Below are 19,994 nucleotides of genomic sequence, written 5' to 3'. Positions count from 1 at the left end.
AACGATGAATAGACTGGTTCGCTATTACTGGCATTACAAGCTCAAAGGCTCTCCGTATCAGCCTCTGTTTGCTGCGCCTGTTATTCATGAATATGTATCACTCGACTGTGAAACCACCAGCCTCGACCCTAATCAGGCGGAATTAGTCACTATTGCCGCGACCAAGATCATCGGTAACCGAATCATTACCAGCCAACCTTTTGAAGTTCGACTACGAGCGCCTCAATCGCTCGATTGCAATTCCATAAAAATCCACCGTATTCGCCATCAAGATCTTAAGCACGGCATTGAAGAAAAACAGGCTTTAATCGAGCTACTGAACTTCATCGGTAATAGACCTTTAGTCGGCTATCACATCCGCTATGATAAAAAAATCCTCGACCGCGCCTGTTTAAAACAGCTTGGATTTCCGCTGCCTAACCGATTAGTCGAAGTGAGCCAACTTTATCAAGACACACTCGAAAGACAGCTGCCTAATGCCTATTTCGATCTCAGTATGGACGCCATCTGTCGTCAGCTAGATTTGCCTATCTCCACCAATAAACATGATGCATTACAAGACGCTATCTCTGCTGCACTGATCTTTATTCGCCTAAAATACGGTGATCTACCTCGCTTCAACTCCTCTTATTCTTAATTCAACTAGTGCATTTCCACATAGAGAGCAATCTCGCAAAAATGAACTTAACTCGCTATTTTGTAAGTAGAAAGCAGCATCTCATCCTAAAGTCTAATTGTGGAAATCATCGTCCTAGCTGAGAGTGATAACACAGACAGTCCTGTAATAGACTTAGAAACTGAACACAAAGGAAGTTGCCAGTTCATTAGGAATGTAGGCACAAGGAGAGATGCAATGAGTGAAGCCCACGTTTATCCGGTAAAAGAAAATATTAAATCAACCACACACGCGGATAATGACACTTACCTAGCCATGTACCAGCAATCTGTTTCTGACCCTGAAGGCTTTTGGGGTGAACACGGAAAAATCGTTGATTGGATTAAGCCTTTCACACAAGTAAAAAATACCTCTTTCGACCCTGGCCACATCGACATCCGCTGGTTTGAAGATGGCACGCTTAACGTTTCGGCTAACTGTATCGACCGCCATCTTGCTGAGCGCGGTGATGAAGTCGCTATCATCTGGGAAGGCGATGACCCTGCTGATGATAAAACCCTAACCTTTAACGAACTACACAAAGAAGTGTGCCTGTTTTCAAATGCTCTAAAAGAGCAAGGCGTACGCAAAGGTGATGTGGTTTGTTTATACATGCCAATGGTGCCTGAATCGGCAGTTGCCATGCTGGCGTGTACCCGTATCGGTGCGGTTCACACGGTAGTATTTGGTGGTTTCTCACCAGAAGCACTGTCTGGTCGTATTATCGATTCAAACTCTAAAGTCGTAATCACTGCCGATGAAGGCGTGCGTGGCGGCCGCGCGGTTCCACTGAAGAAAAATGTTGATGAAGCACTGACGAATCCTGAAGTAAAAAACATCGAGAAGGTTGTCGTATTCAAACGCACTGGCGGTGATGTTGCTTGGCATGAACACCGTGATGTGTGGTGGCATGATGCTATCGCAAACGTATCGGCAGATTGCCCACCAGAAGAGATGAACGCAGAAGACCCACTATTCATCCTTTATACGTCAGGATCTACGGGCAAACCTAAGGGTGTTATGCACACCACAGGTGGCTACCTAGTATATGCAGCAATGACCTTCAAATACGTATTCGACTACCAAGAAGGCGAGACTTTCTGGTGTACTGCGGATGTGGGTTGGATTACCGGTCACACTTACCTTGTTTACGGACCGCTTGCCAATGGTGCAAAGACCATTCTGTTTGAAGGCGTACCGAACTACCCGAACACTAACCGCATGAGCGAAGTGGTCGATAAGCACCAAGTTAATATTCTTTATACTGCACCAACGGCGATTCGTGCGCTGATGGCGAAAGGTAACGAAGCCATTGAAGGTACTTCTCGTGACAGCCTAAGAATCATGGGCTCAGTAGGCGAACCTATCAACCCAGAAGCGTGGGAGTGGTACTACAAAACGATTGGTAATGAGCAATCTCCAATTGTCGATACTTGGTGGCAAACAGAAACGGGCGGCATCTTAATCGCACCACTACCGGGCGCAACCGATCTAAAGCCGGGTTCGGCGACTCGCCCATTCTTCGGTGTGCAACCAGCGCTTGTCGACAACATGGGCAACATCATTGAGGGCGCGACTGACGGCAACCTTGTGATTCTTGACTCTTGGCCAGGCCAAATGCGTACTGTCCATGGCGATCATGATCGTTTTGAACAGACTTACTTCTCTACCTTTAAAGGCATGTACTTTACCAGTGATGGCGCTCGTCGTGATGAAGACGGTTACTACTGGATCACTGGCCGTGTCGATGACGTGCTTAATGTATCTGGTCACCGTATGGGTACCGCTGAGATTGAATCGGCTCTAGTGGCGTTCGACAAAATTGCAGAGGCAGCGATTGTCGGTATTCCTCACGATATTAAAGGCCAAGCCATTTATGCTTATATCACCCTTAATGATGGTGAGTTTCCAACCGCAGAGCTACACAAAGAAGTGAAAGATTGGGTACGTAAAGAGATTGGCCCAATCGCAACACCCGACGTACTGCATTGGACAGACTCTTTGCCAAAAACTCGTTCGGGTAAAATCATGCGTCGTATATTACGTAAGATAGCCACAGGCGATACGGGTAACTTAGGTGATACTTCGACACTGGCAGATCCTGGTGTGGTAGATAAGCTCATCGCCGAGAAAGCCGAACTGGCATAATCATCAACCAGTCACATCAGCTAATTACTGTTTAAAACAGGTTCATCCTAAACCGTCACCTATGTGGCGGTTTTTTTATGGCTGATCTTGATCTCAAATATCCAGCCCCAAATTAAGGCTAAGGCGCTTTTTTGTTAAGTTGGTAACAATTCCATGTTGTATCAATAGGAGATTAGACCAGTAAATTGCTGCGATTTGCGCTGAATTAGCTATAATCTGGTTCTAATTTTTAAATTTGGGTTTTCCTTACTGGAAATTAACCCCAAATTTTCAATAAAATGGCAACATTCACGTTCGTAATCACGATAAAGGAAGATAGCCCCATAATGTCTACAAAGTTTCGCATTCTAGTTTTAAATGGCCCAAACCTTAACCTGTTAGGCCTTCGAGAACCTGCACATTACGGTTCTCAAACACTTGACCAGATTATTAGCTCATTGACCGAGCAAGCGAAAACACATGATGTTGAGCTATCTCACTTACAGTCAAATCGCGAGTATGAACTGATTGAAGCTATCCATAGTGCTTCTCAAAGCGTTGATTTCATTATTATCAACCCAGCCGCCTTTACACATACCAGTGTGGCACTGCGAGATGCACTACTTGGTGTTGCTATCCCATTTATTGAGGTTCACCTATCGAATGTTCACGCGCGTGAACCATTCCGTCACCACTCTTACCTATCTGATAAAGCAGAAGGTGTGATTTGTGGCTTAGGGGCCCAAGGTTATCAATTTGCTTTGACCGCTGCGCTCAGCAAGCTCAACTCAAAGTAAACATAAACAACGAACTATACTAACCTACTCAGTCATAGAGTAAGTTCAATTAACAGATAAAGAGAAAGATACAATGGATATTCGCAAAATCAAAAAGCTAATCGAATTGGTTGAAGAGTCTGGTATTTCTGAACTAGAAATCTCTGAAGGTGAAGAGTCAGTACGAATCAGTCGTAACAGCACAGCACCTGTAGCACCGGTTCAATATGCAGCAGCTCCTGCACCTGTAGCGGCTCCAGCTCCTGCAGCGGCACCTGTAGCAGTGGAAGCAGCAGCTCCCGCAGCTCCAACTGGTCACCAAGTTCTTTCTCCAATGGTTGGTACTTTCTACGGTGCTCCAAGCCCAGATGCAAAACCATTCGTTAAGGTTGGTCAATCTGTAACGGCTGGCGAAACTCTATGTATCGTTGAAGCAATGAAAATGATGAACCAAATCGAAGCTGATAAGTCTGGTATTGTGACAGCGATTCTAGTTGAAGATGGTCAACCAGTAGAATTCGACCAAGCTCTAGTAATTATCGAATAATAGAGAGCACTCATTATGTTAGATAAATTAGTAATCGCAAACCGTGGTGAGATTGCACTACGTATTCTACGTGCATGTAAAGAACTTGGTATCAAAACGGTAGCGGTTCACTCAACGGCTGACCGCGATCTTAAGCACGTACTTCTTGCAGACGAAACCATCTGTATCGGCCCAGCTCGTGGTATCGATAGCTACCTGAACATTCCTCGTATCATCAGCGCAGCTGAAGTTACAGGTGCTGTTGCTATCCATCCAGGCTACGGTTTCCTATCTGAAAATGCAGATTTTGCAGAGCAGGTAGAGCGCAGTGGTTTTATCTTCGTTGGTCCTAAAGCTGAAACCATTCGTATTATGGGTGACAAAGTGTCAGCTATCACGTCAATGAAGAAAGCAGGCGTACCTTGTGTACCAGGTTCTGACGGTCCTCTTGATAACGACGACGCGAAAAACAAAGCGCATGCTAAGCGCATTGGTTTCCCAGTAATCATCAAGGCATCTGGCGGCGGCGGCGGTCGTGGTATGCGTGTTGTTCGTTCTGAAGCAGAACTAACAGAAGCTATCGCAATGACTCGTGCAGAAGCAAAAGCTTGTTTCAACAACGATATGGTTTACATGGAGAAATTCCTAGAAAACCCACGTCACATTGAAGTACAAGTACTTGCAGATGGCCAAGGCAATGCTATCCACCTCGGTGAGCGTGACTGTTCAATGCAGCGTCGTCACCAGAAAGTTGTGGAAGAAGCACCAGCGCCAGGTATTACTGAAGAGATGCGTAAGTACATCGGCGAACGTTGTACTCGTGCTTGTCTTGAGATTGGTTACCGCGGCGCAGGTACATTTGAATTCCTATACGAGAACGGTGAGTTCTACTTCATCGAAATGAACACTCGTATCCAGGTTGAGCACACGATTACTGAAATGGTAACGGGTATCGACCTAGTGAAAGAGCAACTGCGTATTGCTGCTGGTCAGCCTCTATCATTTACTCAAGATGATATTAAGCTGCGCGGTCACTCCATCGAATGTCGTATCAACGCGGAAGATCCCGTTCGTTTCCTACCTTCACCAGGTAAGATTCAACGTTTCCATGCTCCAGGCGGCATGGGTGTACGTTGGGAATCTCATATCTACAGTGGTTACACAGTGCCACCACACTACGATTCAATGATTGGTAAGCTGATCACTTACGGTGAGAACCGTGATGTTGCTATCGCTCGTATGAAGAACGCATTGGGTGAGATGATAATTGAAGGCATTAACGTTAATACTGAGCTTCAATTGGCTATTATGAACGACGAAAACTTCCAACACGGTGGTGCAAACATTCACTACCTTGAGAAGAAGCTCGGTCTACAATAGAAGCTAGCCTTCAATCATTCGTTCTTTTAAGAACAGGTAAAATGCTCACTTCGGTGGGCATTTTTTGTTTTTAGAGCACTCGAAAAAATCAATCGATAATCCCTTTTATATTCCATGGGGTTTTGGTGAATTTGCTCATATTTTCTGCTAGACTCGCCATCCAATTTTTCTCATATAGAAGATGCAGCCATGCCTTGGATTCAAATCAAGCTTAATGCTACCAATGAAAATGCCGAACAGATCGGCGACATGTTAATGGAAGAGACAGGTGCTCTTTCTGTAACTTTCCTGGATGCACAAGATACCCCTGTATTTGAGCCTCTGCCGGGTGAAACTCGTCTTTGGGGTGATACTGATATCCTAGCGCTTTACGACGCTGAGACTGATACTAGTGTCGTCCTAGCACAGATTAAAGCAAGCAACATGTTCCCAGCAGACTTTGCTCATAAGGTAGAGCAAATTGAAGACAAAGATTGGGAACGTGAATGGATGGACAACTTCCACCCGATGAAGTTTGGTGAGCGTTTATGGATCTGCCCTAGCTGGCGCGATATCCCTGAACCTGACGCAGTAAACGTCATGCTAGACCCAGGTCTTGCATTTGGTACCGGTACTCACCCAACAACGGCATTGTGTCTTGAGTGGCTTGAAGGCTTAGACCTGACAGGCAAAACCGTGATCGACTTTGGTTGTGGTTCAGGCATCCTCGCGATCGCTGCGATCAAACTTGGCGCTGCAAGAGTTATCGGAATCGACATTGATCCTCAAGCTCTGCTGGCTTCAAAAGACAACGCACAGCGCAACGGCGTGGCAGATCAATTAGACGTATTCTTGCCGCAAGATCAACCGGAAGGTTTGCTCGCTGACGTTGTGGTTGCCAACATTCTTGCCGGTCCATTACGTGATCTTTCAGGCATCATCAAAGGCTTAGTGAAACCAAATGGTGTGCTAGCAATGTCGGGTGTTTTAGATACACAAGCGGAAGATGTAGCGACTTATTATCGTGATGAGCTTCACATTGATCCGATCATTGAGCAACAAGAATGGTGTCGCATCTCAGGTCGCAAGCAAGGCTAGACAAGACTTTGAGCGCTAATTGACTGATATTTAAACAAATTACAAAAACAAATTGTAAATGCTCAAATATTAGTCTTTTCACGCAGCGAAAAAATGCGTAAAATGCGCGCCCTTGCTGGTACAGAACTGTGATGACATTTTTGAAAATCGGAAATTATCAACTTAAGAACAATCTAATCGTCGCCCCTATGGCTGGCGTAACGGATAGACCATTCCGTGAGTTGTGTCTTCGCTACGGTGCGGGGATGGCAGTCAGTGAAATGATGTCCTCCAATCCGAAAGTTTGGAAAACGTCAAAGTCTCAGCAGCGTATGGTACATGAAGGCGAATCGGGCATTCGTTCAGTACAAATCGCTGGTGCAGATCCACAGCTTATGGCCGAGGCTGCTCAATTTAATGTCGATAACGGTGCGCAAATCATCGATATCAACATGGGTTGTCCAGCCAAAAAAGTGAATAAGAAGCTTGCGGGCTCAGCCCTACTACAGCATCCAGAACTCATTGAAGACATTCTGAAAGCGGTGGTAAATGCTGTCGACGTTCCAGTAACGTTGAAAACGCGCACAGGCTGGGATACAGACAATAGAAACTGTGTCCAAATCGCTAAAATAGCCGAAGACTGCGGCATACAAGCTCTTGCCCTCCATGGAAGAACACGCGCTTGTATGTACAAAGGTGAGGCGGAATACAAACACATTAAAGCAGCGAAACAAGCAGTATCTATTCCGGTTATCGCTAACGGTGATATCGATAGCCCGGAAAAAGCGAAGTTTGTGCTGGAGTACACCGGCGCTGATGCTTTAATGATAGGTCGACCTGCCCAAGGGCGCCCTTGGATTTTTAACGAAATCCTACACTATTTGGAAAACGGTACCACGATGGATCCACTCCCGATTTCGGAAGTGAAAGACATCATGCTTGGTCATGTGAACGCTCTACATGAATTTTATGGCGAGTTTTTAGGCCCCCGAATTGCTCGTAAGCATGTGGGTTGGTACCTAAAAGAACATGAACAAGCGAGTGAGTTTCGCCGTACCTTTAACGCATTCGAAGCAGGTGATCTGCAGCTTGAAGCGCTAGAAGGTTTTTTTGATAACGTTGCACCATAATTACGAGAAGAGCTAGACCGAATATGTTCGAACAAAATCTGACTTCAGAAGCATTGACAGTAACTACAGTTACATCACAAGACCAAATCACGCAGAAGCCACTACGTGACTCAGTTAAAGCATCATTGAAAAATTACCTTGCTCAATTAAACGGTCAAGAAGTCAGCGAGTTATACGAATTAGTATTAGCTGAAGTTGAACAGCCACTACTAGACACTATCATGCAGTATACTCGCGGTAATCAAACTCGCGCAGCAACCATGATGGGTATTAACCGCGGTACTCTTCGCAAGAAACTTAAAAAATACGGCATGAACTAATCGTTCTTTCGTAATTTATTAAATTGAAAGCCAAACTCATTGATTGAGTTTGGCTTTTTTTGGCTTGTCACTTGTGTCATTGAACCCTATGGATGTAAACAGGTGTTAGATCCCACTCCACAGCCACTGTTAGTTGCTACAATGGCCTTTATCAAGATTGGCTGAGTCCAAGGCGGCCAAAATCGAACAATGGCTCGCATCTTCATCTATGTGGCCACAGCACGCATCATTAATTTTTTTAAGCGCAGTGCGAATCTTAGTTAATTCGGTAATCTTCTCATCGATCATCTCTAGTTTCGCTGTGGTAATCGACTTCACTTCGGCACAACTGTGCTGTGTTGCTTCCAAGCGAATCTCAAGCAATTCTTTAATCTCACCCAAACTCAATCCCAATGCTTTAGATTTGAGAATAAATGTCACCTGTTTCTGGTTATTTTCGTCATACAGGCGATAACCCGACTCACTGCGGCTGGCTGGAGCAATCAATTTATTCTTCTCATAAAATCGCAAGGTATCGGCCGTCACACCGCATCGTTTCGCTAATTCACCGATCTGAAACATGTTTTTTCCTACTCTGTCGTCTAATGCACAATTAACCTTATCGTTACTTTTTAGGCTAAAATGGCACTTTTCATAATTAATTTTGAGATGCCAAACGATTGCGCGAGCTTTTTTGTAATAAATTAGTTAGAATCTGCGCCATCAAATTTGGAGTTGGTTATCTTATAGCGTGATCATAAGACTAACCCAAAGGTCTTTACCAAAACTGGCCAATATTTTATCTCTTACTGGTATCTAAGATAATCCACGCTGAGAAGATAGAAACAAGTTCTTTTTTGGCAAATATCTTTATTTTAACCCCATGAATTTGAGGAAGATGGAAGCATGAATAACGCTCGTCCAATTCGCCGCGCTCTCATCAGCGTATCAGACAAAACTGGTATCGTTGAATTTGCACAAGCTCTTGCTAACCGTGGTGTAGATATCTTATCTACTGGTGGCACTGCTCGCCTACTTGCTGAAAAAGGCATCTCTGTTACAGAAGTATCTGACTACACTGGTTTCCCTGAAATGATGGATGGCCGTGTTAAGACTCTACACCCAAAAGTTCATGGTGGTGTTCTAGGCCGTCGTGGTCAAGACGATGACGTGATGGAAACTCACGGTATCAACCCTATCGATATGGTTGTTGTAAACCTATACCCATTCGCAGAAACCGTTGCTAAAGAAGGTTGTACCCTTGCTGATGCCGTTGAGAACATCGACATCGGTGGCCCAACAATGGTTCGCTCTGCTGCGAAAAACCACAAAGACGTAACGATCGTTGTAAACGCACACGACTACGAACGTGTTGTGGCTGAAATGGACGCGAACGAGAAGTCTCTAACCTTAGAGACTCGCTTCGACCTCGCTATCGCAGCATTCGAGCACACCGCTTCTTACGACGGCATGATCGCCAACTACTTCGGCACTATGGTTCCTAGCTACGGCGCGAACAAGGAAGGCGATGAAGAGAGCAAATTCCCTCGCACATTCAACCAACAGTTCGAGAAGAAGCAAGACATGCGCTACGGTGAAAACAGCCACCAAGCCGCTGCATTCTACGTTGAAGCAACCCCTGAAGAGGCATCAGTTTCAACGGCTCGCCAAATCCAAGGTAAAGCACTTTCTTACAACAACATCGCTGACACTGATGCAGCACTTGAGTGTGTGAAAGAGTTCGACGAGCCAGCATGTGTGATTGTTAAGCACGCTAACCCATGTGGTGTCGCACTAGGCGAAGACATCCTAGAAGCTTACGACCGTGCATTCAAAACAGACCCAACGTCTGCATTTGGCGGCATCATCGCATTCAACCGTGAACTAGACGCAGCTACGGCAACGGCTATCACTGAGCGTCAATTTGTTGAAGTGATCATTGCACCTTCTGTTTCTGCTGAAGCAGTAGCAATCGTCGCGGCTAAGAAAAACCTTCGCCTACTTGAATGTGGTGAGTGGACAACGAAGACAACTGGTTTTGACGTGAAACGCGTTAACGGTGGCTTGCTCGTTCAAGACCGCGACCAAGGCATGGCTTCTGAAGATGACCTTAAAGTGGTTTCTAAGCGCCAACCAACCGCTGAAGAGCTAAAAGATGCTCTATTCTGCTGGAAAGTAGCGAAATACGTGAAATCTAACGCGATTGTTTACTCGAAAGGCGACATGACGATTGGTGTGGGCGCAGGCCAAATGAGCCGCGTTTACTCTGCGAAAATCGCAGGCATCAAAGCGGCAGACGAAGGTCTGCAAGTTGAAGGTTGTGTAATGGCATCTGATGCGTTCTTCCCATTCCGTGACGGTATTGATGCGGCTGCAGAAGCGGGTATCAAGTGTGTTATCCAACCGGGCGGCTCTATGCGTGATGACGAAGTTATCGCAGCAGCAGACGAACACGGCATGGCGATGATCTTTACAGGCATGCGTCACTTCCGCCACTAATTCTCTTGTCATCATTGGGGCGGTAACTGCGTTGACTACGCTCGCTTACCCTAATCACATAGCGGGCTATGCTCATAGGGATAAGCTCGCTTGTCGCCTTGTTAGCGCTCCCACTGATTTAAAGAGACCTCAAATAGTTGAATAACGTAAGCACCAACTACTTTGAGTAAGACTTATAATTTTGTTTTTTAAATATTCCGATATTTGAAATACGTAGAGCAAGTCAGTGACTTTAGTTCAAGGAAAACACGCGGAGCTTATGACCATAAGTGAGCATGTTTGACACAGAAATAAAGGCTCTGAAGCAGCTATAAGGATTTTAAAACATGAATGTACTTATTATTGGTGCTGGCGGCAGAGAACATGCTTTAGGTTGGAAAGCAGCACAAAACCCAAACGTTGAAACGGTATTTATCGCTCCAGGTAACGCAGGTACTGCACTTGAGCCGAAACTTGAGAACGTAAACATCGACGTTGAAGACATCGCAGGTTTAATCGCGTTTGCTCAAGAGAAAGAAATCGAACTGACTATCGTTGGCCCTGAAGCACCATTAGTTATTGGTGTGGTTGACGCATTCCGCGAAGTGGGTCTTCCTATCTTTGGCCCAACTCAAGCAGCAGCACAGCTTGAAGGTTCAAAAGCATTCACTAAAGACTTCCTAGCTCGTCATGACATCCCAACGGGTTACTACGCAAACTTCACTGAGATTGACCCAGCTATCGCTTACGTACGTGAGCAAGGTGCGCCAATCGTAGTAAAAGCTGATGGCCTTGCGGCTGGTAAAGGCGTTATCGTTGCGATGACGCTTGAAGAAGCCGAAGACGCAATCAAAGACATGCTAGCGGGCAACGCATTTGGCGAAGCTGGCAGCCGCGTGGTTATCGAAGAGTTCCTGGAAGGCGAAGAAGCAAGCTTCATCGTAATGGTTGACGGTTCTAGCGTATTGCCAATGGCCACCAGCCAAGATCACAAACGTGTTGGCGACAAAGACACTGGTCCTAATACTGGCGGCATGGGTGCTTACTCTCCAGCGCCAGTCGTGACTCCAGAAATCCATAACCGTATCCTTGAAGAAGTTATCTACCCAACGGTACGTGGTATGGACGCAGAAGGCGCACCTTACACAGGTTTCCTTTACGCTGGCCTTATGATCGATGCTGACGGCACGCCTAAGGTTATCGAATACAACTGCCGCTTCGGCGATCCAGAAACGCAACCTATCATGATGCGTATGGAGTCAGACCTTGTTGAGCTTTGCCTAATGGCTATCGACGAGAAGCTGGATGAAGCAGAGTCTAAGTGGGATCCACGCGCTTCGATCGGTGTTGTTCTTGCAGCTGGCGGCTACCCTGCTGACTATGCAAAAGGTGACGTTATTTCACTACCAACAAGCGAAGTTGAAGGTCAAAAGGTGTTTCACGCGGGTACCACAAATAACGAAGCTGGCGATGTGGTAACAAACGGTGGTCGTGTACTTTGTGCGACCGCACTAGGGAACACGGTTTCTGAAGCGCAGGAGCGCGCTTACGCGTTAACGAAGCAAGTTAGCTGGAATGGTATGTTCCACCGCAATGACATTGGTTACCGTGCGATTGCGCGTGAGCAAGAGCAGTAATCAATCTTGTTACTCGCTTACTTTCCAATAACAGTAAGCAAATGACAGCAAGCGAATAACAGCAAAAGGCGTCTCGATAGGCGCCTTTTTATTACTCAATCTTTCTAGAAATCTGTATCTGTACAGACAAATCAGCACTTGGCCTACAGTAGACCAAATGCTCTCAATCCTTTGATTGCTTGCTATTCTTTCAACAATGATGGCCTAACAACACAGTCATGGCTATCTTCAGCCAGCATCAGTAACTCTTCAACCGTCATTTTACCGAGCGAGTCACTGCCCAGAAATGCCGCATAGCTTTCCACAGACGCCAATCGGTCAACCACGAAATTTGGCAAGGTCTGGTTAAACTCAAAGGTCTCAAACTCACCGCCAGAGCACGTTTCGAAAGAGCTGCCATTCCAGTACCCCTGAATCAATCGAAACCCTTCGTCATATTGTTTCATTGTGGTTTCTAGAGCCGACTTGGCTTCTTTCTGGTAGCCCTCCAACTGCTTAGTTTGGATAGGTAAGATCTTGTTGTTAAGACGATACTGTTGATACACAGCTTCGCCTGACTTATTGAAACGCACATGGACGCGATAAGGAACCAACTCATTCGATGAATTACGCAGTTCGCCCTCACGAATGAACTCACGTAATACACCTTCCGACCAAGCATAGTCAGTTTGGTACCAGCCATAATCGCCCACAGTGACGTAGTCAGCTGAAGTATGAGGTTGTGTTAGCTTGTTGGTGACCCAGTAGAAACTTGTCGCGTCGCCCATCACTTGGCCGCCGGTGTAGGTTTCAAATTGCTCTAGGTTTTTGCGAGGACTGGTTGAAGAACAGCCAATGAGAAATGTAGATAACAGTGAAACGAGAAGAAATGCTTTTTTCATAAAAACCTGTACCGAGGTGGAATACGACTACCTCGGTACAGTTTAGATTATTTCACTGAATCTTTCAGCGCTTTACCTGCAACAAATGCTGGAACATTTGCAGCAGCGATTTGGATCTCATCACCAGTTTTTGGGTTACGACCAGTGCGAGCTGCACGGTGGTTTACTTTAAAAGTACCAAAACCAATTAGCTGAACTTGATCGCCATCTTTAAGCGCATCTGTAACACCACCAAGAGTCGCTTCTAGAGCAGCTTTAGCTTGTGCTTTAGAAAGGTCCGCTTTTTCAGCAATAAAGTCGATTAATTGAGTCTTGTTCATTTTAGGTTTCCCTTCTTTGTATTTTTGAATTCAATTCACTCTAAAACATAAATGCCCCATCTGGCAAAGGTTTGTCGTCGATCTTTAGCTCTAATGCCGCAGTTTTAGCCATAATATGAGTAATCACTCACAATTTGTTACTGATTTTATTGAGTAAGCCCTTGTTTAAAAGGGGCTGAGCGCGAAATTAATGATGACCTAACCACTACTTTTTATCTATAATCCACGCTGAATCGCTGACAAAGCGTACAATTTAATTTAAGGGCAAACATGCTGCTGCTAACTATTTACGTCTCCATTGCTATTGGAGTTTCTTTTATTTGTTCTGTTTTGGAAGCTGTACTTTTGAGTATTAGTCCGAGCTACATTGCTCAACTAAAACAAAATGGGCACCCTGCAGCAAAGTCATTAGACAAACTGAAAACAGACATTGACCGTCCACTCGCGTCAATTTTAACGCTCAACACCATTGCACACACTATCGGAGCTGCGACAGCAGGTGCACAAGCAGCGGTTGTTTTTGGTAGCCAATGGTTGGGAGTATTCTCTGCCGTCCTCACTTTGGGTATTTTGGTTTTGTCTGAGATTGTTCCAAAAACAATTGGGGCAACCTACTGGCGTCAACTTGCTCCTGCATCATCAACCGTACTTCGTTGGATGGTGTTCTTCCTAACTCCGTTTGTTTGGTTCTCAGAGCAAATTACCAAACGTCTGGCTCGCGGCCATCAGGCGCCCAAAATGCGTGACGAGCTATCTGCAATGGCTATTTTAGCAACAGAAAGTGGTGAGTTTGCTGAAGGCGAATCAAAAATCCTGAGTAATCTACTTGGCATTCAAGATGTACCCGTGACTCAAGTAATGACACCACGCCCGGTTGTATTCCGTGTCGATGCAGAAATGAATGTGAATACGTTCTTAGAACAACATAAAGACACACCATTCTCACGTCCGCTGGTCTATAGCGAGCAGAGCGACAACATCATTGGTTTTGTTCACCGCTTGGAACTGTTTAAGCTACAGCAAACCGGTTGTGGTGAAAAAGCACTAGGTGATGTGATGCGCCCTATCCATGTATTACTGAACAATATGGGCTTAGCGAAGGCATTTGAGCAAATGATGGCAAACCGTTTGCAACTCTCTTTGGTTGTTGATGAGTACGGTACGATTCAGGGCATCATCACTCTAGAAGACATCTTTGAGCATTTAGTCGGTGAAGAGATCGTTGATGAAGCGGATAAAACGACCGATATGCAAGAATTGGCGTTTCAACGTTGGGAAAAGTGGAAAGAGACACACGGTGTTATCGAAAACCGCGATGAGGAAGAGGAGCTAGAAGAAGCTCTCGCTGACAACGATACCTCACATTCAAAGCCAGCGGATGATTGCAAAGGACAGAAAGAAGAGAAAAAAGACGCTTAATCTAAACTTGAGATCGTCAGAGACAACAAAGGCTCCTTAGGGAGCCTTTGTTTTTATTCGTACTTTCGAACGATAGCGAATTATAAAGCCACACCAATGTTACTCACTGGGTCTTCACGCAGTTCGTGGCGCAAATCTTTGATAAGCTCTAGGTCACGCTCAGTCGTTTCACGTAGAGGTCTGAAGATGGCCCATTGCACATCCCACTCTTCACACACCGCTTCGTTTTCTTTCTGATTTTCGTTCGTCACTTCTTCAGCGCCCTGCGCAAACTCAAGCTCAGCAACTGTCTTTACTGACTGTTGGCTCACTTTAATCACAGCTTCAAGCATATGTTCACGATCAAGCAAGCCATGAATGAGCGTTGCTAAGCCCTGGCATGCATCCATTGCTGGGTAAACACCATAGAAATCAAAATCATCTGCGCTAGGGAACAGTTCTTCGACTTTCTCTAGTTGGCGTTCAAAGTTCACCTTTGCCGTTTTAACCGTTAAGATTTCCCAAATACTATCCAAAACATCACGATAGATTCGAGCTTCCGCAAATTCTGTATTCTCACAAAACATGGCATAGTTAGGGTACATACGCTCACATAGACACGCCATAAAGGTAATTTGTTGCCAAGGTTCTAACTTTTCAAGACGAACCTGCAGTGGATTCTGAAGCATAGTCACTCAATAATTGCAGAAAAAGACAGCGAAAGTGTACTTGATAAACCTAGGATGGAAAAGGCAGGCCGATGAACAATTTTACGAATAAGCTCTATATTCTTACAGAGCATGACAATACCTATACGCAACTGATTCAAAACCAAGAGTTACCAGACCTCGAAATCACTCAAACCCCCGAATCAGCACAGATTATCTTAGCGTCACCTCCCCTGCTCGCTGAGCGTCTCGACGAGTTTAAAGCACTAGATTGGGTACAAAGTACCTATGCAGGCATCAATAAACTCACTCAGCCGGATCTACGTCAAGATTACACTCTGACCAATGTCAGAGGCATCTTCGGCCCCGCTATCGCAGAATACGTCTTAGGCTACACAATCAGCCATTTTAGACACTTTCCTCATTACCATCAGCAGCAACAGCAGCAAAACTGGCAGCCTCAGCTTTATTCTAGCCTAACCGACAAAACCATGGTGATTTTAGGAACAGGCTCAATTGGCAGTCATTTGGCCAAAGCCGCTTCAGCGCTTGGCATCCATACCATTGGCGTCAATCGTACTGGTATCCCATCCCAACAAGAGACCTTTAAAGATACATTTCACATCAATGAGATGGAAGCCGCCCTTAAACAAGCAGATATTGTGGTCAATACTCTACCATCAACGGCCGAAACCTATCAGTTGCTCAATCAAACCACATTAAGTTACTGCTCAAATGTACTGCTGTTTAATGTCGGCAGAGGAGAAAGCCTCGATAATAAAGCTTTGCTGCTAGCAATTAAGAACCGATGGGTAGAACACGCTTTCTTAGATGTGTTTGAAAGCGAGCCCCTTTCGCAAGATCACCCTTTCTGGAAACTGCCTCAAGTGACGATTACGCCACACATTGCGGCACTCAGTGAGCCAAGACAAGTGGTGGAGATCTTCGCCGATAATTATCAGCAATGGCGAGATGGTTTTACACTGAACCATGTTATTGATTTTGATAAAGGCTACTGATGTCCTCACCGTTACTCACTCAAGTACGACAATGCAAAGCGTGTGAGCCTCACCTCTCACACGGTGCCAACCCTGTCATCCAAGCACACCCAAACGCGCGCTTGTTGATCATAGGTCAAGCACCCGGTATCAAGGTTCATGAATCATCTATCCCTTGGAACGATGCCAGTGGCGAACGATTAAGAGAATGGTTAGGGATGGATAGCGATACGTTTTATGACGAGCAAAAAGTCGCGATTGTCCCAATGGGCTTTTGTTATCCAGGGAAGGGAAAAAGTGGCGATCTACCACCACGAAAAGAGTGCGCCGCGTTATGGCACCAAAAAGTGCTGCAATCACTGCCCAACATTCAAATGACCTTGCTGATTGGTCAGTATGCGCAAAACTATTACTTAAAGAACCGAACCACCAAAACACTGACAGAAACCGTGATGAACTGGCAAAACTGGGCGCCTGAGTTTTTACCGCTTCCCCACCCTTCACCACGTAATAATATTTGGCTCAAGAAGAACCCTTGGTTTGAACGTGAAGTCATTCCCTATATCAGAAAACATATCTCGGAGCATTTAGCCTACTATGATTCAAATGCCTAAGTAACGGCATATCACGAGATTAAATCGCGCTCAAATGCCAATCGCAGGCAATAAAAAAGCGCCGTTGGTTTCCCAACAGCGCTTTCAATCATGTTACTCAGAATTACTTGTGATAAGGCTTAGACAGTTCGTGAACAGCGTCAACGAATACGCCAGCATTCTCAGGCGGAACATCTAAATGGATACCGTGGCCAAGGTTAAATACGTGGCCAGTACCACCATCGCCGAAGCCTTCAAGGATGCTGCCTACTTCTTCACGGATACGTTCAGGTTGAGCGTAAAGCATTGAAGGATCCATGTTGCCTTGTAGAGCAACTTTATCGCCAATACGTGCTTTTGCATCAGCAATATTGATTGTCCAGTCTAGGCCAACTGCATCACAGCCCGTCGCTGCAATAGATTCAAGCCACATTCCACCGTTCTTAGTGAACAGAGTCACTGGAACACGGCGGCCTTCGTTTTCACGGATTAGGCCATCGACAATTTTGTGCATGTACTGCAGTGAGAACAGGTTGTAATCACGCGGAGTCAATACACCACCCCATGTATCAAATACCATTACCGATTGAGCACCCGCTTTAATTTGTGCATTCAGGTATTCGATAACACTGTCAGCCAGCTTGTCTAGAAGCAGGTGCAGAGTCTGTGGTTCGGCATACATCATCTTCTTGATCTTGGTGAACGCCTTCGAGCTGCTGCCTTCAACCATGTAAGTTGCCAGTGTCCATGGGCTACCAGAGAAACCGATCAGTGGCACTTCGCCTTTCAAATCTTTACGGATCTGACGAACGGCATTCATTACGTACTGAAGCTCACCTTCTGGATCAGGTAGGCCAATCTTCTCTACGTCAGCTTTACACGTAATAGGACGCTCAAACTTAGGACCTTCACCTGTTTCAAAGTACAAACCTAATCCCATTGCATCAGGGATAGTTAGGATGTCTGAGAACAAGATTGCCGCATCAAGCGGGAAACGACGCAAAGGTTGAAGGGTAACTTCTGATGCGAGCTCTGCGTTTTTACACAAAGACATGAAGTCGCCTGCTTCTGCACGCGTTGCTTTGTACTCTGGAAGGTAGCGGCCAGCTTGGCGCATCATCCATACTGGTGTGTAATCAACAGGCTGTTTTAAAAGTGCGCGTAAATAGCGATCGTTTTTTAATTCGGTCATTCCGTTAAATTCCAATTCAATCTTGTCTAGTTTTGATGGCCAGTATTCTAACACTGATTGAAGGGTAAAAGCTGTGTGCTTTGCAACCTAGATCAAGTTATTAACTTTTAAATCAATGCTTAATTTGCACCCAATTAAAGGACCATGTTAAAAATTTGTTTGCTAGCGAAAATTACAATTATAATATCTGAGTAGCTACTACTCAGCATCTCATAACGACATCTTACTTACCCCCTCCACTTGTGGAGGGTTTTTTTTAGCTTTTAGCCACCTATAGGCCAAATACTTTCACAGGCTTTTTAGTGCTCGAGCACCTGCTCAATCACTTCGCCTTTCATCACGCCATCGACTGTTTTTTCAATCAATTCTCTCGCAATCGTTCCTACTGGAGCCACATCAGGCAGGCTTGTTACATCAAACCATTGAGCATCTGAGAGCTCGCTGTAGTCAGGCTTAAGCGTACCACCAGCGTAATCAGCGAGAAAGCCCATCATCATACTCGATGGAAACGCCCATGGCTGGCTGCCAAAGTAACGAATATTACTGATATCGATCCCTGTCTCTTCTTTGACTTCTCTTGCCACGCACTGCTCTAAGGTTTCTCCAACCTCTAGGAAGCCCGCTATCACAGTATACATCCCTGTTTTATGTCTAGGATGCTGCGCCAGCAGTATCTTGTTGTCGTTTCGCACAGCGACAATGATGCACGGGAAGATACGAGGATAATGAAGCGCCCGACAATCACCGCACTGCATCGCTACCTGATTGTGATTAAGGTGATTACGACCGCCGCACTGTGGACAAAAACGCATACTCTGGGTCATGTGCCCATACTGGATGGCTTTGCTTGCCATGAGGAAACTAGATTCAGGCCAGTGAAGTAACTCTCTTAGGCTTACCATGACCAGTTCGCTCTCGACATCGCAGTCATTGAGCCAATAGACCTTATGCCCTTGGTGATGACCAATACAGATAGCGTACTCAGCATTCAGTCCTAGTTCGTCAGCAGAACCGTAAGGAAACTGATCATTACTAACCCAAATATCACTAGCTGAAACGACGCACCAATAAGCTGACTCTGTCATTTTGTTATCACTTTTTAACATCCCTATCCCTCATTGCTTGCAGTTCGTTCATTTTACTGGCAATCTGATTTCATACTAGAGTGGTAGCAAATAATAATTCAAGCTATTACTTTAAGTAGATACCAATAAATGGACCCTGCTTAGGCAATTACTTGATCACAAGGTTGTGATCAGATCATGAGGACATGGTCATGCTAAATAAATTTAAAAAAGTACAAGAACAATGGGGTGGCTCTAATGAGGTCATCGATCATTGGCTCGACACTCGACAGTCTCTAATCGTTGAGTATTGTAAGCTTGCCGCTCTACAACCTTCATCATCAAAAACAACGGCTGTAACAGAATTACCCTCTCCTGAAGAGCTTCAAAAATTCAGCCAACACCTAGTTGATTACATTTCCGAAGGTCATTTCAAAATTTATGACATGGTGATGGACAAGTGGCAAGCTACAGGCTTCAAAGCAACAGACGAGATTAACCAATCTTATGGTCATATCGTCCTTACCACAGATCCTCTACTCAACTTTACCGATAAGTACGCTGCCATTGATGCTGATGATGCATTAGAAAGTTTGGATAGTGATTTATCACTCATTGGTGAAACCCTTGAAGTGAGGTTTGAAGTTGAAGATCAACTGATACAGCAAATTGCTGAGAGTCTAGCAGTTCCGCCAGGAGCTTAATGTTATAACGCTTTATAAGCTTGCCTCTGTGCAAGCTTTTTGTTTTGCCTATAAGGCTAATCCAAACTATCCAATTCCACCAAAAACTATTCGTTCTTACTTTAACCTTTAG

General features: G+C 45.2%; 20 protein-coding genes. 14 read left to right on the top strand and 6 right to left on the bottom strand.

What is annotated here, in order from left to right:
- Positions 1-4 precede the first annotated feature (4 nt).
- From OCT63_RS04570 to fis, 8 genes are all read left to right on the top strand, one after another.
- Positions 5-637: a 3'-5' exonuclease gene (locus tag OCT63_RS04570; RefSeq protein ID WP_269983296.1), complete on the top strand. Its 633-nt coding sequence runs from the start codon at positions 5-7 to the stop codon at positions 635-637.
- Positions 638-853: 216 nt separating this feature from the next.
- Positions 854-2,803 carry an acetate--CoA ligase gene (gene acs / locus OCT63_RS04565; RefSeq protein ID WP_269983295.1) on the top strand — a complete coding sequence of 650 codons (1,950 nt, stop codon included), beginning with the start codon at positions 854-856 and terminating at the stop codon, positions 2,801-2,803.
- Between the two features lie 326 nt (positions 2,804-3,129).
- Positions 3,130-3,579: a type II 3-dehydroquinate dehydratase gene (aroQ, locus tag OCT63_RS04560; RefSeq protein ID WP_017055898.1), complete on the top strand. Its 450-nt coding sequence runs from the start codon at positions 3,130-3,132 to the stop codon at positions 3,577-3,579.
- A gap of 73 nt (positions 3,580-3,652) precedes the next feature.
- On the top strand, positions 3,653-4,105 hold the full coding sequence (gene accB, locus OCT63_RS04555; RefSeq protein ID WP_046225013.1) for an acetyl-CoA carboxylase biotin carboxyl carrier protein: 453 nt from the start codon (positions 3,653-3,655) through the stop codon (positions 4,103-4,105).
- Between the two features lie 15 nt (positions 4,106-4,120).
- Positions 4,121-5,464 carry an acetyl-CoA carboxylase biotin carboxylase subunit gene (accC, locus tag OCT63_RS04550; protein WP_060468789.1) on the top strand — a complete coding sequence of 448 codons (1,344 nt, stop codon included), beginning with the start codon at positions 4,121-4,123 and terminating at the stop codon, positions 5,462-5,464.
- A gap of 189 nt (positions 5,465-5,653) precedes the next feature.
- On the top strand, positions 5,654-6,541 hold the full coding sequence (gene prmA, locus OCT63_RS04545; protein WP_060468790.1) for a 50S ribosomal protein L11 methyltransferase: 888 nt from the start codon (positions 5,654-5,656) through the stop codon (positions 6,539-6,541).
- 140 nt (positions 6,542-6,681) lie between these two features.
- Complete coding sequence (dusB, locus tag OCT63_RS04540; RefSeq protein WP_004729742.1) at positions 6,682-7,650, top strand: tRNA dihydrouridine synthase DusB; 969 nt, start codon at positions 6,682-6,684, stop codon at positions 7,648-7,650.
- 23 nt (positions 7,651-7,673) lie between these two features.
- Positions 7,674-7,970, top strand: coding sequence for a DNA-binding transcriptional regulator Fis (gene fis / locus OCT63_RS04535; RefSeq protein ID WP_004729744.1), 297 nt, complete (start codon positions 7,674-7,676; stop codon positions 7,968-7,970).
- A gap of 129 nt (positions 7,971-8,099) precedes the next feature.
- On the opposite strand, the gene zntR is transcribed toward fis, so the two are convergent.
- A complete protein-coding gene (zntR, locus tag OCT63_RS04530; protein WP_269983294.1) occupies positions 8,100-8,531 on the bottom strand; it encodes a Zn(2+)-responsive transcriptional regulator in 432 nt (143 codons plus the stop codon).
- 324 nt (positions 8,532-8,855) lie between these two features.
- On the opposite strand from zntR, the gene purH reads away from it, so the two are divergent.
- Together purH and purD are read left to right on the top strand one after the other, a co-directional pair.
- Complete coding sequence (gene purH / locus OCT63_RS04525; RefSeq protein WP_269983293.1) at positions 8,856-10,448, top strand: bifunctional phosphoribosylaminoimidazolecarboxamide formyltransferase/IMP cyclohydrolase; 1,593 nt, start codon at positions 8,856-8,858, stop codon at positions 10,446-10,448.
- A 326-nt stretch (positions 10,449-10,774) separates the two neighbouring features.
- Positions 10,775-12,064 carry a phosphoribosylamine--glycine ligase gene (gene purD / locus OCT63_RS04520; protein ID WP_269983292.1) on the top strand — a complete coding sequence of 430 codons (1,290 nt, stop codon included), beginning with the start codon at positions 10,775-10,777 and terminating at the stop codon, positions 12,062-12,064.
- Positions 12,065-12,246: 182 nt separating this feature from the next.
- Here the strand turns inward: purD and OCT63_RS04515 are convergent, their stop codons facing one another.
- Both OCT63_RS04515 and hupA read right to left on the bottom strand, forming a co-directional pair.
- Positions 12,247-12,945, bottom strand: a complete 699-nt coding sequence (locus tag OCT63_RS04515) for a DUF1481 domain-containing protein (RefSeq protein WP_060468794.1) — start codon at positions 12,943-12,945, stop codon at positions 12,247-12,249.
- 47 nt (positions 12,946-12,992) lie between these two features.
- Entirely contained in the window at positions 12,993-13,265 is a 273-nt protein-coding gene (gene hupA / locus OCT63_RS04510; RefSeq protein ID WP_004729753.1) for a nucleoid-associated protein HU-alpha, read from the bottom strand.
- Positions 13,266-13,535: 270 nt separating this feature from the next.
- Between hupA and OCT63_RS04505 the strand changes: the two genes are divergently transcribed.
- Complete coding sequence (locus OCT63_RS04505; protein WP_060468795.1) at positions 13,536-14,684, top strand: CNNM domain-containing protein; 1,149 nt, start codon at positions 13,536-13,538, stop codon at positions 14,682-14,684.
- Positions 14,685-14,764: 80 nt separating this feature from the next.
- On the opposite strand, the gene OCT63_RS04500 is transcribed toward OCT63_RS04505, so the two are convergent.
- On the bottom strand, positions 14,765-15,352 hold the full coding sequence (locus OCT63_RS04500) for a YjaG family protein (RefSeq protein WP_017055908.1): 588 nt from the start codon (positions 15,350-15,352) through the stop codon (positions 14,765-14,767).
- Between the two features lie 71 nt (positions 15,353-15,423).
- Here OCT63_RS04500 and OCT63_RS04495 point away from each other — a divergent pair, with 71 nt between their 5' ends.
- Together OCT63_RS04495 and OCT63_RS04490 are read left to right on the top strand one after the other, a co-directional pair.
- Positions 15,424-16,350: a D-2-hydroxyacid dehydrogenase gene (locus OCT63_RS04495; RefSeq protein WP_269983291.1), complete on the top strand. Its 927-nt coding sequence runs from the start codon at positions 15,424-15,426 to the stop codon at positions 16,348-16,350.
- The gene (locus OCT63_RS04490) at positions 16,350-16,943 is read left to right on the top strand and encodes a uracil-DNA glycosylase family protein (protein WP_269983290.1); all 594 of its coding nucleotides are present in this window, start codon (positions 16,350-16,352) and stop codon (positions 16,941-16,943) included. The genes OCT63_RS04495 and OCT63_RS04490 overlap by 1 nt, the downstream gene beginning before the upstream one ends.
- 103 nt (positions 16,944-17,046) lie before the next feature.
- Here OCT63_RS04490 and hemE read toward each other — a convergent pair whose 3' ends face one another.
- Positions 17,047-18,114, bottom strand: coding sequence for a uroporphyrinogen decarboxylase (gene hemE, locus OCT63_RS04485; RefSeq protein ID WP_046225006.1), 1,068 nt, complete (start codon positions 18,112-18,114; stop codon positions 17,047-17,049).
- 299 nt (positions 18,115-18,413) lie between these two features.
- On the bottom strand, positions 18,414-19,220 hold the full coding sequence (gene nudC / locus OCT63_RS04480; protein WP_269983289.1) for an NAD(+) diphosphatase: 807 nt from the start codon (positions 19,218-19,220) through the stop codon (positions 18,414-18,416).
- Between the two features lie 164 nt (positions 19,221-19,384).
- Between nudC and OCT63_RS04475 the strand changes: the two genes are divergently transcribed.
- Positions 19,385-19,882, top strand: a complete 498-nt coding sequence (locus tag OCT63_RS04475) for an Rsd/AlgQ family anti-sigma factor (RefSeq protein ID WP_060468799.1) — start codon at positions 19,385-19,387, stop codon at positions 19,880-19,882.
- Positions 19,883-19,994: the final 112 nt, after the last annotated feature.

The sequence above is a fragment of the Vibrio sp. RW genome (assembly GCF_027587105.1).
GTDB lineage: Bacteria > Pseudomonadota > Gammaproteobacteria > Enterobacterales > Vibrionaceae > Vibrio > Vibrio toranzoniae.
The sequence above is the reverse complement of the archived record's forward strand: the minus strand, read 5'-3'. Positions and strand labels throughout refer to the sequence as shown.